The 15,842-nt window shown below is 50.5% G+C and carries 8 protein-coding genes; 6 read left to right on the top strand and 2 right to left on the bottom strand.

Annotated elements, in window-relative coordinates:
- Window positions 1-183: 183 nt before the first annotated feature.
- Together BUB59_RS12030 and BUB59_RS12025 are read right to left on the bottom strand one after the other, a co-directional pair.
- On the bottom strand, window positions 184-2,991 hold the full coding sequence (locus tag BUB59_RS12030) for a cellulase family glycosylhydrolase (RefSeq protein ID WP_083540312.1): 2,808 nt from the start codon (window positions 2,989-2,991) through the stop codon (window positions 184-186).
- A 261-nt stretch (window positions 2,992-3,252) separates the two neighbouring features.
- Entirely contained in the window at window positions 3,253-5,679 is a 2,427-nt protein-coding gene (locus BUB59_RS12025) for a pectate lyase family protein (protein WP_073230271.1), read from the bottom strand.
- 279 nt (window positions 5,680-5,958) lie between these two features.
- Here BUB59_RS12025 and BUB59_RS12020 point away from each other — a divergent pair, with 279 nt between their 5' ends.
- The 6 genes from BUB59_RS12020 (at window position 5,959) to BUB59_RS11995 (ending at window position 15,738) form a co-directional block, all read left to right on the top strand.
- Window positions 5,959-7,731: an AMP-dependent synthetase/ligase gene (locus BUB59_RS12020; protein WP_073230270.1), complete on the top strand. Its 1,773-nt coding sequence runs from the start codon at window positions 5,959-5,961 to the stop codon at window positions 7,729-7,731.
- A gap of 42 nt (window positions 7,732-7,773) precedes the next feature.
- Window positions 7,774-9,531 (top strand): DNA polymerase III subunit gamma/tau, encoded by a 1,758-nt coding sequence (gene dnaX / locus BUB59_RS12015; RefSeq protein WP_073230269.1) that lies wholly within the window; start codon window positions 7,774-7,776, stop codon window positions 9,529-9,531.
- A 38-nt stretch (window positions 9,532-9,569) separates the two neighbouring features.
- Window positions 9,570-9,878 (top strand): YbaB/EbfC family nucleoid-associated protein, encoded by a 309-nt coding sequence (locus tag BUB59_RS12010; RefSeq protein ID WP_073230268.1) that lies wholly within the window; start codon window positions 9,570-9,572, stop codon window positions 9,876-9,878.
- Between the two features lie 189 nt (window positions 9,879-10,067).
- Window positions 10,068-11,498, top strand: coding sequence for a TolC family protein (locus BUB59_RS12005; RefSeq protein ID WP_073230267.1), 1,431 nt, complete (start codon window positions 10,068-10,070; stop codon window positions 11,496-11,498).
- A 16-nt stretch (window positions 11,499-11,514) separates the two neighbouring features.
- Entirely contained in the window at window positions 11,515-12,564 is a 1,050-nt protein-coding gene (locus tag BUB59_RS12000; protein ID WP_073230266.1) for an efflux RND transporter periplasmic adaptor subunit, read from the top strand.
- An 18-nt stretch (window positions 12,565-12,582) separates the two neighbouring features.
- The gene (locus BUB59_RS11995) at window positions 12,583-15,738 is read left to right on the top strand and encodes an efflux RND transporter permease subunit (protein ID WP_073230265.1); all 3,156 of its coding nucleotides are present in this window, start codon (window positions 12,583-12,585) and stop codon (window positions 15,736-15,738) included.
- The last annotated feature ends 104 nt before the right edge of the window (window positions 15,739-15,842 follow it).

Here is a 15,842-nt window from a genome sequence, read left to right as displayed (position 1 = left end):
TGGTAGAGATCAAAAGCCCGAATCCATTCTTTTTCTGTGTGTTTCTTATACATGAAAACCCCGAAGGTTGTGTCCAACTTTCGGGGTTCACATCATTCTTTACCTCGGGGTTTTTCTTTACGCAAAAAAAACACCCCGTAGGCCAAGCCCACGGAGTGTTCCACATCCAAATTTTAATGAGAATTACTTGATAGCGATGCGAGCAGCCTTCATGTCGCTTCCGTTCTGGACGCGAACCACGTAGTTACCGCGAGTAAGGCTTTCAAGAGAAACCTGATGGTTGCCAGCGGTCATGTTTTTGCGAGAAGACATCACCATGTTACCCATCATGTCAAATACGGAAACCTTCACCATACCGCTGCGAGCAACGGAGATGTTCAGGTTTGCACCAACTGCAGCCAGCTTGATGCCAGACTGGGCGACGCGAACCGGCTTGATAGAAGTGTTGTTCGGATCGTAGACCATGCAGGTCAGGTCATCCACGTAGAGTTCGCGAATTTCCGGCTGGTCTTCATCACCGAAGCCCTTGTAACCAATTGCTTCCCAGGACATCTTCTTGATATTGGAAGTATTCAAGGTCTTAAGGCTATCAGTCCAGGTCGGCTGAGTCAGCTTGTCCCAGGTAATCACAACAGAAGTCCATTCGGTAGCATCATTGAGCTTGTATTCATGATAGGCATAGTCATTCACCTGGCCATCCTGAACCTTGAACTTATGATGAACGCCCTTATAGCGGTAACCGATTGCTTCGCAAATGTGCAGGTCAAAGCCCTTAGAAGTATCTGCAACCAGGTTCAGACCGAGAGCAACGAAGGGGGCTTCAGTATATTCACCCTGTTCCCACTTGATGCCGGTGAGACCAACGAAGCCTGCAGTACCATTGGTAGGATCCTTAGTACCCGGGAACACAACAACGTAGCCCGGCAGGTTTGCATCGTAAACGTTAGTAATGGAGGACAAGCCACCCGGTTCCTTATCGGTATAGGCATACCAGGTACCGGTAGAGTTAGCCACTTCGTTACCATCTTCGAGGTCGTCAAGAATCACGAGAACAGTATTGGGAGTCTTGTTCACAGAGGAAGAAGAAACCGGAACCACAGCGGTAGAAGAGCTGGACTTGCCACCGATGACTGCAGTAGAAGAACTAGACTTGCCGCCAATCACAGCGGTAGAGGAACTGGACTTGCCGCCAATCACAGCAGTAGAGGAGCTAGACTTGTCACCAGTAACAGGAGCATCACCTGCATTGGCAATAGCCTTAATTGCAACGCCGTCGCAACGAACATCGTCCACGTAGAGGTAAGGATGAGTGGTCTTCTGCTTGCTATCCGGAACATCCAGAGCACCCTTCACCTGCCAACCGAAGGCAGTCACGGCACCCATGCCCTTGTCCAGGCTGAAGTGCTTATCGTTATCACCCCAGTCTTCCTGAATGAACTGATCCCAGGAAAGTTCAACTTCCTTCCAGTCATCAGAGCCATCCTTCGTCACATAGTGGAAGTTCCAGTTGGTCACCTTAGAAGTTTCAACACGGAAGTTGTGGCTAGCACCCTTGAACTTGTAGCTAATTGCCTTACATGCGCTCAAATCATAAGACTTCTTAGGATCGGCGTTCAGGTTCAGACCGATAGTTACATAGGGAGCGTACTTATAGCCGCCCTGAGAAAGCTTGATATCGGTAATACCAGCAACGTACTTGGAAGTATTCTTGTCGCCACCCGGAGCAGCCATCAGGACATCGTAAACTTCCTTGCCCTTGCCGTCAGTCCACTTCTTGTTGGAAATGGAGGTGTTTCCCTTACCATCTTCATCGTCGTCGGAATCAGCAAATGCAGACCACCAGCCACCAGTATAGGAATAACGGTCGCCATCTTCCAAGTCATCGATGATGTCGGTAGAAGTTCCGTTTGCAACACCAGTAGAGAAGCCGGAATTGCTGGAAGCATTACCATTGGTAAGACCGCAATCCTTATAGCCTGTCTTGCCATTCATCCAGCCCTTAACCATGTTACCGGAAGTAGAGTAAGTCAGGCCCTGGTCGATAGCCAAGTTTGTAAATGCAGCGGAACCTTCGTTAATGGCAGAAGCAGACCAGTTGGCCCAAGACACCTTGTTGGTGTTCATCCAGTTGATCCAAGCCTGGCTTGCAGACTGGTTGGCGCCACCGTTACCATCGGCAGAAACGGTACCCCATTCAGAAGCGAACACGGGCACACCCTTGCTCATTGCCGTTTCAGCCTTACCATCGTAGCCACCGCCTACACAGTGAGTTGCAGCGTAGAAGTGGAGAGTACAAGCGTAATTGTCATCGTTAATGCCGGAAGTAGCGCATTCATCGGGAGCACTAGACCAACCAGGGCTACCCACCAGCACCAGGTTATCGGAATACTTACGGATAACCGGGATGATAGCGTTTGCATGAGATGCCACAGTGGACATGGAAGCGCCGTTAGGTTCATTCCATACTTCGAAAATCACGTTGTTGTAAGCACCATATTCCTTAGCAGCGTATTCGAAGAATTCCTTTGCTTCGGCAGTGTTACCGGTAGCACTTTCAATGTGCCAGTCAATGATGACGTAAATGTCGTTTTCGACAGCAGCGTTCACCACATTCTTCAGGTAACCCAACTGGAGAGTCTTACCAGTTTCGCTACTCAGGTAGCCACGGCCCTTATCATCGAACTTTTCCTTGGTAACACCCATGGCGAAACGAATCACTTCGATGTTCATTTCGCTGACCATGCGGTTCACAGCCTTTTCGGAGTAGAACACGGTGGAGCTATCTGCAGCGGAGCTCCAGAAAAGGCTCATACCCTTCACCTGCACGGGAGTGGTTGCATAAGACGGGCAGGAACCCACCAGCTGGCCCTTGTTACTGATTTTTGCGGCCTTCAGTTCACCATAGGTGCTGACAGGGCCTACACGGCTTGCGCTTACTGCCATTGCAGATGTTGCAGCGGCGAGAAGAGCGGCGGCGACGACTTTCTTCATTGACATCCTCATTAAATTGGAGTTTTACCCAATCCCAATTTCCACTACCCAAAATACCGAGGGTAAAGATAGTATCCCATTATAAAGTTGGATGTAATTATTTAGAAAGACGGTAAATTTCGTCAAAAAAGCGAATTTTGATAACGAATTTTTACATAGTTAAGTATTGAAATGAACATACGGAAAATGGCTCCGGGAAACCCGGAGCCATCTTGAGGAGCCCCACATCCCTAGGGGCCATCTACACACATCCCAAGCTCTTTACTTCTTGAGAATCTTCTGCTGGAAAGACTTGCCATCGGCAATGGCGCGGACCAGATACACACCCGGACGAAGGGCGGAAAGATCCACCACATTTCCCGCGGTAAAGCCGGCCATGGAAGCCACAGCCTTTCGGCCATCCATACGGACTACATCCAGGCGGCGAACGCTATTTGCGGAAATCACCAGCTGAGCGGAAGCCACATCGAAGTGGAATGCAGAACCCGTCACAGCAACTTCAGCCAAGGCATCCTTCCCATCATCTTCAGAACCTTCACCGGGATTTTCTTCGCTGGAGGAACTTACAGGAGGTTCGCTAGAGGAACTTTCCGGCTGTTCAGCACCGCCGGTAACAGTAATGGTCCCGGTCTTGGAAACGTTGGAGGACGCACCCGTAGTCGTTACCGTAAAGTTGTAGGCGCCAGAAGCAGCGGTTGCAGAAACAGTGCCAGAGATATAGAAGTCAGAACCCTTCATGGTACCGGTCAAACCTTCCGGAAGTCCCGTCACGGTTGCGCCGGTTGCGCCAGCCACAGTGTAGTAGAATTCAGCAATTGCAACTCCTGCAGCCACCGTCTGAGTTGCACTGCCGGAACCATGCTTTGTCAGGCTAGCATCGCCAGAAACCACGGGCTGATCGATCACGGAGCTAGAGGATGCAGGAACAACACTGGAGGAGGATTCTGCGGGCTTCACGCTGGAGGAGGATTCCGCAGGCTTTACACTGGAGGAAGAACTTGCAGGAACAACAGAGCTAGAAGAAACCACCGGTGTTTCAATCACCACCAGAGCGCCTTCACCCTGGATAGACTTCAAATCGCCCTTATAGGCCACCAGAGCATTCTTCAACGGCTGATTTACAGCGTAAAGTTCATCGTCGGCGCTGGTAAATTCCCACTTGAAGTCGCCACCGTTAACGCGGCCTGCATAAGTCGTCACGTTAGTCTTTGCAACATCCGGTTCGTCAGCAGCATAGGAATACATGATGGAGGAATTCACGTCGAAGTTATTGTACTTGTTACCGCCGGACTTGGAAACCACAGTTGCAGGAACCTGTTCGTTACGGGAACTTACCACGTAAGCGTCAAAGTCGGTCTTAGTATCGATGGAACCAACGGATTCACCATCCTTACCCTTCAGGCGGTAAGTGGTAGCACCGTAGGCAATGAAGGTGCCGCCTTCGGCAATCTTGTTGTTGTAAGCCTTGATAGTTCCGCCGGCTTCCTTGCTAAAAGTAGCGTTATCGGTAGTGCTGGTGGTGGTACCGGCATAAAGGTCAGAACCCTGCATAGATGTGAGCATAGGGAACTTGCAATTACGGAAGTAGTTGCTTTCCATGAACACGGAGGATCCCAGAGTAGAACCTGCACCGTACTTGGCGTTGCCATCATAGTAGTTGTTGTAAACGTGAGCGCTATAGTAGCGGACGCGGGGATGACGGCTATCGGAATGGTCGTACCAGTTGTGATGATAGGTAATGTAGTAGCCCTCAGTAGTACCTTCGGAAAGGCCCAGCAGGTTGGACTTGCCATTATCCCAGAAGTGGTTGTAGCTGAACGTCACGTAAGTGGACTTCTTGCAGTCCAGAGCGCCATCGCCCTTCACCTGGTCAGCGTCGGAACCCGCATCGCCATAGAACATATCGTTGTTGTGAATCCAGACATACTGGTTGTCCTGCTGAAGACCTATGTTATCACCTTCGGAGCTATTCACGTTCATGATGCCCATGTTGCGAACTTCAACGTTCTGAGCACCCTTCAGACGAATACCCCAGCCATTTGCAGTGGCGTCAGAACCGATACCTTCAACGGTCACGTAAGACTTTTCAGTCTTGTTATGGTCAATGACCATGTCACCTGCAACCAGAGAGTCGGAGTCCGTCACGTTGCCAATAAAGCGGAAATCGAAGGGGCGAGTTTCATAGCCCTTCTTCATGCAGTTCAAAATGCCCTGGAAGCTCAGGCAGGACTTCTTGGTTCCCTTGGAATCCACGGTCACGTCTGCAGTAACGGAATTCTTGGTCTTTTCAGTCACGTACACCACCACGGCACCACTCTTGAGAGTACCATCGGTATTGTAGGCACCAGGAACACGGTTATTGCTGAAGGCAAAACCAGATCGATCATGAGCCTTGACGGTAACGGTCTTGGAGGCGGTTTCGCCATTGCTTGCTTCCACCTTGATGGTGTGGGAGCCGGCCTTCAGGCCGACTGCATCAGCGCGCATATAGGAACCATAGCTACGAATCAGGGGATTGTCAATCTTGACACCATCCACGTAAACATTGTAGCTGCTAGCACCGGAAACCATAGCCCATTCCGCATAGGCGGATTCCAGCCATCCTTCAGCCTTGTTAATGGTCAATGCAGACGCGGAAGTGGCAAGGCCCAGCACTGCAGCAGAGAGAGAAAGAGTTTTGAAGTTCATACACACATCCCATTGTTTGTTCTTATTTATGTTCTCAAATATAATTCAACTTTTTCTAAAAAGCAATAGAAATTTTAAAGAATTTTTCATAAAATCAAAGATTTTGAAGATTTTATTGTTCTCATTTTATTAAAATACCTGATTAGAAAACCCGCAGAATATCCAAAAACAGGCTTTTTTCCCCGATTTATTCAAAAAAATCGGCCATTTTCCCCTGGATAATGGTATCTTAATGATACCCCACTCTCCTTGAGATTTTTCTCGAAATCAGGACTCAAAATGGAACCGCTACAGTATTTCTCCCTCGCCCAGATGTTTTTCGCAAACTGCGAAAGAGAGGATTTCGGCGGTTGGTACCACCGAAAAGGGGAAAAATGGGTTCACTTTACCAGACAAGACCTAAGATTAAAGACTTTGCAGCTGGCTCTTGCGTTCCGTGATATCGGAATTCGTCCAAAACAGAGCGTCGGCATCGTCGCCAATAGCAGTCCCGAATGGATGATGGTAGACGTAGCCGCCCAGCTGAACCACGCCATCACAGTTCCTCTTTTCCCTAACATTTCCACGGAAAATTTCAACTTCCAGTGTGACGATTCAGACATCCAGATTCTGGTGGTTAACGACCTGGAAGAGTTGGACCCAGGCATCCAGGAATGTCTCGGCAGATTTAAGGCGGTCATCAGTATCGATCCCAAATCCAAGCTTGCTCCTAACGGCATCTATCTGGACAAACTGCTGAAGGACGGCATCGAGCAGGCCAAGCTTCCGGAATCTTCTAAATGGCTGGAAGACCAGCTTCTGAACATCCGTCCCGACGACATCTTTTCCATCATTTACACCAGCGGTTCCACGGGACGTCCCAAGGGCGCTGAACTGACCCACAGAAACGTTCTGTGCCAAGTCCGCATTTTACGAAAGGACTACATCCGACTTTACAAGAAGACGGATATTTGCCTCGTGGTCCTTCCTGTAGCACACGTTTTCGAGAGAATGGCGGTCTACTTCTATATTGTCAGCGGAACCACCGTGTATTTTGCAGACAACCCCAAAAACGCGGCCGCTCTAATCAAAGAAGTACGTCCCACATTCATGACAGTGGTACCCCGCATTCTGGAACGCGTGTACGAAAGTATGACCGCCGCAGGAGCAAGCTACAGCGGGTTCAAGCGGTTCATCGTCAATCAAGCCATCCGTCTAGCAAAAAACGCCGACCCCGATAAAAAGCCCGGCTTAAAGAAGAAACTTTTCGACAAGCTTGTATACAGCAAGATGAGAGACGCCATCGGCGGAAGACTTCGCATTATCGTTTCCGGCGGCGGCGCCCTGAACAAGTCTATCTGCAAGTTCCTGTTAAACGTGGGAATCACCATCTGCGAAGGATACGGCCTTACAGAATGCGCCCCCGTAGTCAGCGCCAACAAGTCCAATTGGGTAAAACCCGGCAGCGTGGGCATTCCCCTACCCTTCCTGGATGTTAAAATCGGAGAGAACAGCGAAGTTCTGGTCAAAGGCGACAGCGTCTTCAGCGGATACCACAACAGGCCCGACCTCAACAAGGAAATATTCACCGAGGACGGTTTCTTCCACACAGGAGACCAGGGTTCCATCGACTCCAACGGATTCCTCTACCTGACGGGGCGAATCAAGGAACTTCTGAAGACCAGCACCGGCAAGTACGTCAGCCCCGCCCCCATCGAATTGGAACTGAGCAGGCATCCCGTGATCGAACAGGCCCTAGTCATCGCCAACGACCGCAAGTTCGCCTCCGCCCTCATTTTCCTCAATCCCGTCAACTGCAAGCGACTGCTGAACGAACATTCCGCCGACTTCGACATGGAGAAAGCAACCGAATCCGTCCGACTCCAGACCGCCATATCGCGCCAGATCAACCGCATCAACAAGAAGCTGAACCACTGGGAACAGATCCGCAAGTGGACCCTCCTCACGGACGAACTGACCGTAGAATCCGGTTTGCTCACCCCAACCCTGAAAATCCGTCGAAAGGCAACGGAAGAGAAGTACGCCCTCCAGATTGAGGACATGTACAAGTAGTCTGCCCCTCATTTATTTTTCTTTTTTGCTATACTTGAGGTCATGGCATACGTAGCAATGGCCCGAAAGTGGCGTCCTCAGTCTTTCTCCGACATGGTCGGACAGGAACACATCGCAAAAACCCTCCAGAATGCAATTGAAGGAGGCCGTCTCCACCACGCATTCCTCTTCACGGGAACCCGCGGCGTGGGTAAGACTACCAGTGCCCGTATCCTTGCAAGAACCCTGAACTGTACCGGCGGCGACCCGCTGCATCCCTGTGGCGAATGCGAAAGCTGCAAGAGCATCCTTTCCGGAAGCTCCATGGACGTTTTCGAAATAGACGCAGCCTCCAATACTGGCGTGGACAACATCCGCGAAGTGATCGAAAAGGTTCAGTACCCTCCCGTTCTTGGCAAGTACAAGATTTTCATCATCGACGAAGTCCACATGCTCTCTACCGCAGCCTTCAACGCATTGCTGAAGACTCTGGAAGAACCCCCTGAACATGTAATCTTCATCTTTGCTACTACCGAAGTCAACAAGGTGCTCCCCACCATCCTTAGCCGCGTGCAGAGGTTTGACTTCAAGCGTCTGTCCGTAGAACAGGTCCGCAGCCGCCTTCGCTACATTTGCGAACAGGAAGGCATCAACGCCACCGACGAAACCCTGGATATCTTCGCCGAAAAGGCAGACGGTTCCATGCGCGACGGCCTTACCTTCTTCGACCAGGCTTACGCATTTACCGGCAACAACATGGATCCGGATTCCGTACGCAACGTATTGGGAATTCCTCCTGTTGAACTGTTCTTTACCCTGATCAACGCCATCGAAAGCCACGATTTGAAGTCCTGCTTCAAGATGGTGGACGAAGCCTGCAAGCGCGGCATTGAATTCATGCCCCTGCTGGATGGTTTCGGCAAGTTCCTGCGCAATCTGCTTTATACCCGTCTGGAAGCGTTCACCCCGGATGCTTTGAACCTGACGGACGAACTCTACACCAAGTACAAGAGTGCAACCCCCAGCCTGAAGAACGGCGACATCCTGCGAATTTCCAAGATGCTCACGGACCTGCAGGGTTCCTTGCGCTACAGCACCAACCCTAGACTTCTGGTAGAAACCACTTTCGCCCGAATGGCCTGGCTGGATCATCTGGCTGACCTTCGTAGAGCTTTGGCGGCCATCAACGACCCCTCTAAAGCAACTGGTAGCACCTCTGACGAGGCGTTAAAAAAAAAAGTAGCGGAAGTTAGCCAAATGCTGGACTCTTCCGAGGGTCCCGCAACCGCAAGACCTCAGGAAGAAAGTCCCTTTGACGCCCTCCAGAACGTATTTTCTGGAAATGGAGCCACCTATTCCAGATACGACATCGTTTCCGCCTGGGGTGCTATTCGCACCCGCATCGCAGACGACGACTTTATGTTCTCCGCCGCATTGAACGACACCGTTCTGGAAGCAGGAAACCTCCAGGAAACGCCCTTCCCCATCGCCATCACCTACATTGGCGACAACGTTCAGGAATCCTGGAACTACAAGCAGATGACGGAAAACCCCGACTATCTGGACCGCGTTAAGCAGATTCTCGAGGAAAAACTCCAGACTCCGGTGGCAATCTCCATCAAGACCCGTTCCTACAACGAGGAAGAAAGACAGCAAAAATACCAGGCGACACTTTCCCCGCTGGAACTGGACCTGCAAAAAGAACCTGGCTTCCAGAAATTCATGCAGACATTCGACAGCGAGTTGATTTTCTCCATCAAGCCCAAGAAGAAAGTGGAGCAGATTCAGGAATCAGACCCCGACACGGAAATTAACGACTAGATTTTTCTAAATTACGTTTAAAAACAGAGGATAATACTATGGATATGAGCAAAATGTTGAAGGACCTTCAGAAGATGCAGAGCAAGATGATGAAGGCCCAGAGCGACCTGAAGGCCCAGAGTTTCGAAGCCGAGGCCGGTGGTGGCATGGTCAAGGTCGCCATGAACGGTAAGGGCGTGGTCACCATGATCAAGATTAACCCGGACGCAGTGGACAAGGACGACGTGGAAGCTCTGGAAGACCTGATTATGGCCGCCATCAACTCCGCGGTGAAGAAGAAGGACGAAGCAACCCAGTCCAGCATTTCCGACATCACTGGCGGCATGAAAATCCCCGGTCTGATGTAATCAAATTCTTCATTTTTTGAAAAAAAACGGCCATTCCAGGTCTGTTTAAATTTTTGAGGACGCCCCATGGGGCGTCTTTTTTTCATTTCATCCAACAAAAATGAGGGTTCGTCCAATAACCCATCAAAAACCCTTTTAGGAATATGCCATTTTTTCTAAATTTGGGCCGTAAAATTAATTAGGAGTATTATGTTCAGGCAAAAAGCCCTTTCGGCCGCATTGGCCGCAACATTGGCCCTCGGAATGGCCACCCAGACGTTTGCGGGTCAGACATACACCCGTGAAGAGGCCATTAAGGTGGCTCTCGAAAATTCTTCCGACGTCAAATCCGCAGAGGAAGCCTTAACCAAGACCAACGCCCAGGTGGACGAAGGTTACGGCAATGCATACCCCAGCATCGACTTGAGTGCAACTGTCACCCGTATTTTCGGACTCAAGGACGTGAAAAAGTCCTCCGACTTGACCAAAGCAGCCCAGCAAATGGCTATGGGCCAGGACGCAGACGGTCACCCCATGGCAAACGCCTACGACCAGCAGGTGATTGGTCCCGCCCTGGATGGTTTGATTTACGGTATGAAGTCTCAGGGTTATCGCTGGCAGTCTAGCATCGGCCTTACCGCAACACAGGTTCTCTATGCCGGTGGTAAGGTGGGTACAGGTATCGAAATTGCAAAGACCGCCAAGCTCACCAGCGAAATTGCCTTGGAAAACACCAAGAACAAGGTTCGTTACGATGTGGAAGAAGCTTTTGACAACGTAATCATCCTCGACAGTTCCGTTGTCATTACCGAAGAAAGCATCGCTCTTCTCCAGACAGCAGTTGATCTTGCTACCCAATCCTTCCAAAGCGGGTTGGGCAAGGAACTGGATGTGGTCCGCGCCCAGCTGGAACTGGATAACCTGAAGTCCACCCTGGAAGACCTGAAAAAGAAGCAGGTTCTTGCACGTAACGCCATTCTGAATACCATGGGCCTGCCTTTTGACGCAGAAGTCAAGTTTATTGGTGATTTCCGCAATCCGGAAAACGCAACCATGCCGGATACCGCCATGGCAAACGTCCTGAAGCGCCGTAAGGAAATTGCCCAGTTGAAGGCTGCCGAAGAAATCAATTCCAAATTGGTAGAAATCGAAGAAGGCGACTACAAGCCCACTGTGGCTCTGGTCGCAGGTCTCAAGTACTCTAACAACAAGAACGAATTTTTAGACTGGGATGCACCGGACTGGGACGAAAACATCAATAAGTACATCGCCCTCAGCGTCACCATGAACCTCTTCAACGGAAACAAGACCAAGTCTGGCGTAGCACAGGCCAAGTCTGACCTCCGCACTATCCAGCTGAAGCGTGAAACCGCAGAACGCGGATTCCGCCTGCAGATCGAATCCTGCGTAAGCGCCCTGGAAAACGCAACCCAGCAGATTGAAATGAAGAAGCGTTCCCTGGAACTTTCCCAGAAGAACTACGATCTGACCGAAGCTGCATACAAGGTAGGGCGCGAAACCCAGATCAACTACCTGACCGCAAACAACAGCCTCCGTCAGGCAAAGCTGGCCTACACACAAGCAATTAAGGAATGGAATACTGCATACAACGCACTGCTCCAGGCCACCGGTGAATATTAAGAGAAAGAGGAAGAAAATGAATAAGAACGTAACAAAACTCCTTACCATTGCAACAGCAGCACTCCTTCTCGCTGGTTGCGACCTTAAGAAGGACGAAAAAGCTCAGGAAGAAAAGAGCGTAACCACCATCGAAGAAATCCAGAAGCAGAACGGCAAGCCCGCTCGCGTCGTAAAGGCAGCTCAGGCCAAGCTTACCGATGTCCGCAAGTTTAGCGGAACCATCGAAGGCATGCAGCAGACTTATGCCATTTCCAAGATGAATGATCCTCTTGCAGCTATCAACGTAAAGGTTGGTAGCAACGTCAAGAAGGACCAAGTTCTTGCAGAATATGTACGTTCCGCAGACAATACCCAGCTGGAACAGACCAAGGAACAGATTGCACTTCTGGAAAAGGCAACTGAACGTATGCGCGAAGTTTACCAGAAGGGTGGTATCAGCCAGCAGGATATGGACTCCCAGGAACTGCAGCTGAAGATTGCCAAGATGAACCTGGAAACTCTGGAACGTGCAAACAAGATTTTGGCACCTTCTTCCGGTGTCGTTACCGAATTGAAGTTCCAAGTGGGTCAGGTTCCGGGCCAGGGTCCGTTCTGCACCATCGCAAAACTGGATCAGGTCATTCTGAAGCTGAACATCACCAGCCAGGACATCGGTCTTTTCAAGAAGGGAGCTCAGGCAACAATCGTTGTCAACGGCGAAAAGCTGAAGGGTAAGGTTACCACCATTCCTCTGGCAGCAAATCCCCAGACCCGTTTCTTCCCGGTGGAAGTCACTTTCAACAACAAGGGTAAGAAGCTTCTCCCCGGTATGTACGTTACCGCAGACATGGATATGCAGCAGGTGAACGGCGTGGTCGTCCCTGCCGAAGCAATCGTTTACCGCAACGGCCTCAACACCGTATGGACTGTTGATGGCGAAGGTAAGGCCAAGCGTAAGATCGTGCAGGTAGGCGTCCAGGCTAACGGCGATGTCCAGATTGTGGACGGACTCAGCGATGGCGACGTCGTGATGGTCGAGGGCCAGTCCAAGATGAACGACGGCGACAAGGTTCTCATCGTAGAATAATCCCGGGAGAATTTCTGAATGATTAAGGCAAGTATTTACAAACCAATCACCATGCTCATGGTCATCTTGACCGTGGTGGTGTTCGGTATCTACACCTACCGTATGATGGTGGTGGACCTGATGCCGAAATTCGATATTCCCGTTGTAACTGCAGTGGTTGTCTACCCTGGTGCAAACCCGGAAGAAATCGAATCTACAATTATTAAACCTGCGGAAGAACAGGTGGAACTGGTGGACGGAATCGACTACGTGCAGTCCATCTGTATGGAAAACTACGGCATTATCGTGGCCATGTTCAACATGGGCATCAATGTTGACGTTGCCGCAAACGACGTCCGCGCCAAGGTGGAACAGGCCGCAGCCGACTTCCCCGACGCAGCAGAAGCTCCGATCATTTCCAAGGTGGACATTAACGCTTCTGCAATTATGTCCATTTCCTTCACCGGTCCGGCAAACTCTACCGAACTTCGTCAGAAGGTGGAAGACGACATTCAGCCCCTCTTCACTTCTGTTCCCGGCGTGGCTAGCGTTGATATCTTCGGTGGTACGACCCGCCAGATTTCTGTGGAACTGGACAAGGACATGCTCAAGAATCGTGGCGTAGACATTGCCACCATGATGGGTATGTATGGTGCAGCCAACCTGAACAACCCTGTGGGCGAAGTGATTGGCAAGCACAAGAATACTTCTGTACGTACTGCAGGTAAGTTCCGTAGCCTTGATGAAATCCGTAACCTGGACCTCCCCACTGCTACCGGCATTATCAAGCTGGGCGAAGTGGCCAAGGTCAAGGACACCGTCAAGACCATTACTTCAGCTTCTCGTTTCAACGGCATCAACTCTGTTTCTCTGGATATTAAGAAGCGTTCCGACGCAAACGTGGTGGAAGTGGCTCAGGGCGTGATCAAGCGTCTGAATGAAGTCAACAAGACTCTGCCTCCTGGTTTCGAACTCCATCTGGTCTACGACAAGTCTGAAGCAGTGAGCGAATCTATCGATAACGTGATTCAGAACATTATCGTTGCAATTCTATTGACTTCTATTCTTTTGCTCCTGTTCCTCGGTAAGATTTCTACCATGCTTATCGCAGCATTGACCATGCCGATTTCCGTGGTGGGTTCCTTCACTCTCATGTATTTCGCCGGCTTCGGTATCAACATGATGAGCTTGATGGCACTTTCTTCTGCCGTGGGTCTGTTGGTGACCAACTCCATTGTGGTGCTTGAAAATATTAACGCAAAGTTGCAAGAAGGCCTTGATCCCAAGGAAGCCGCCTATAAGGGAACATCCGAAATTATGGTGGCCATCATGGCATCTACCCTCACCAACGTCTGCGTGTTCGTGCCTATCGCCTTCATGAAGTCCATCGTGGGCATCTTCTTCAAGACCTACGGTATGACCATGGTGTTCGCAACGGTTGTGTCCCTACTCATTACCTTCACTCTTACCCCGCTTATGGCAGCCTACCTGTTCAAGGGCAAGAAGCGTGACGAGAACGGCAACATCATCGAAGAGAAGCCCGGCATTATCGGCAGAATCTTCGGAGCCATTATGGGAATCTTCCCGGCATTCATGAACGGAGTCCGCTTTGTCTATCTCAAGACCCTTAGTTTTGCCCTGTCTATCTTCGGTGTGATTTTCCAGGTGGGCGCCCTTGTGGCCATGGTGATGTTCGTGGGCTATATGGTTAAAAACCATATGACCGTGGAACTTTCTCCCCGTCAGGACCAGGGTATGATGGCAGTGACCCTCGAAATGCCTGTGGGTACCAATATCGAAACCACCGACAGTGTGACCAAGATTATCGAACAGCGTCTGAAGGGCATTCCCGAAATCAGCCAGTACAGTGTGACGGTGGGTGGCGAAAGCGGCTTTACCTCCGTAAACCAGGCCAAGATGCGTTACAAGATGATCAAGCGCTGGGAAGGCCGTACCCGTAGTACCGATGAAATCGTGGACTCCATCCGCCCCTACCTGGCAGACATTCCTGACGCCTACATTTCCGTCAAGAGCACCTCCGCATCTGAAATGAGCAACAACTCCGCAGGTGACGTGGTGCTTGAAGTTAGCGGTCTTTACGCAGACTCCGTGATTAAGGCCGCCGACCTTCTGAAGGCTGCAGTTGCAGACAAGATCGAAGGCGTTGTGGAAATCAAGTCCAGCTACGAAGCCGGTAAACCCGAAATCCGCATGATTCCGAATCGCCAGGCCATGGCAGACTACGGTACAACCGTCCAGCAGATGGCAACCTACAACTACATCGCAGTAAGCGGTTACGAAGCAGGCACCTATACCGAAAACGGTGAAGAATACGACGTCTACTTCCGTATGCAGGAAAAGGACCGAGCATCCCACGCCGACATCGAAGACCTCCCCATGCTCACTCCTAAGGGTTACGTTTCCGCAAAGGAACTCTTCTTCATCGAAGATGGTGCAGGTCCTACCAAGATCGAACGTAAGCGTAAGCGCACTCGAATTGACGTTTCTATGAACTTGCTCCCGGGTCATACTACTGGTGAAATCATGGGTAAGGTCGGCGCTCTCGCTGCCGAAATGAAGGACCAGCTTCCTGAAGGAGTTACCACAGGCTTCGGCGGTAACGCAGACATGCAGAATGACATGGTGGAAGAATTCATTGCAGCAATCATCATGGCTATCCTCATGACCTACATCTTGCTGGTCGCCCTACTGGAAAGCTTCGCTCAGCCCTTCATCATCATGACCACCATTCCTATGGGTGCAATCGGCGTGTTCCTGGGCCTCATCTTCACAGGCAAGGCTCTGTCCATGATCGCATTGATGGCTATCGTGATGCTTATCGGTGTGGTGGTGAACAACGCTATTCTATTGCTTGACGAAGCAAACCGTCTACTCCGAAGTGGCGCTATGGGACGACGTTCCGCAGTGATGACGGCAGCAAAGTCCAAGTTCCAGGCAATCGTTCTTGCAACACTTGCTTCCGTTGTGGCTCAGCTCCCGCTGGCATTTGCAATGGGTGGTGATGTGGCCGCAATGACTCAGCCTATGGGTATTGCTTCTGTGGGTGGTTTGATTGTGTCCGCAATCCTTACCATGTACTTGATCCCCACCTTCTTCTGGCTTCCCAATGCTCTCTTTAGCAAGGCTAAGAAGGGTGTCAAGAAAGTGGCAAACAAGGTAAAGCGCAGCAAGTAACCTAAAGCTTTAGTACATTAGAGAGAGATAAGCCCGCAGGAGAAATCCTGCGGTTTTTTTTGTTTCCGAGGCGTAGGCTGTTGCATTTTGCAAACAGCCCGAAG

Source organism: Fibrobacter sp. UWEL, from assembly GCF_900142535.1.
Classification (GTDB): Bacteria; Fibrobacterota; Fibrobacteria; order Fibrobacterales; family Fibrobacteraceae; genus Fibrobacter.
Note: the sequence above shows the minus strand (reverse complement) of the source record. Positions and strands in the feature narration are given on the sequence as shown.